This is a genomic window from Roseateles sp. P5_E1 (assembly GCF_054049335.1).
On record NZ_JBFUMN010000346.1, the window covers coordinates 1 to 581 of the forward strand.

Annotated in this window: 1 pseudogene; it reads right to left on the bottom strand. The window is 69.7% G+C overall.

Annotated features, from left to right (window positions below):
• Positions 1-409: pseudogene (locus ACXJKJ_RS31445) on the bottom strand (sialate O-acetylesterase); the annotation flags it as partial.
• Positions 410-581 lie beyond the last annotated feature (172 nt).

The following is a 581-nucleotide window of genomic DNA, read 5'->3' on the forward strand; positions in this document are numbered from 1 at the left end:
GCCGGATCGTCGGTTGCGCGGCCGAAGCGATCTCGCTGACCGCGTCGAGCGTGCGCCATACCGGAAGCTCCATGTTCGACTGCYCGGAACACAACCAGACATCGCCCATCTGCAGGTCACGCACCACTTGGACAGCCGGCCCCGCGCGGACGGTCAGTTGGTGAGGACCGCCAGCGGGCGTCGGCTGCAACGTGGCGCGCCAGCCTCCACTGGCGTCGGCGCGCGTGGTGACGGCCTGCCGTGCGAAGGTCACGGAAACCTTGGCGCCGGGCGTGGCGCGGCCCCAGACCGGCAAGGGTTGGTCGCGCTGCAGAACCGCGTGATCCTGGAACAGCGGATGCAGCAGCGCGGCCCCCCGTTCCTGCGCCAGCGCCAGGTTGGCGCAGCTCGCCAACCCGGCCGCCAACATCCATCCGATCCAAGCGCTCCGACTCATCGCCCATCTCCCGGTGCGGACGGAAACTGCAGGGCCTCGTACCATGCCAGCGGGTGCGGCGGCGCGACTTCGCCCGCAGGCAGCGGCCTGCCGCTCACAGATTGGAAGTACGCCACACTTGCATCACGCCACCACTGTGCTTCGC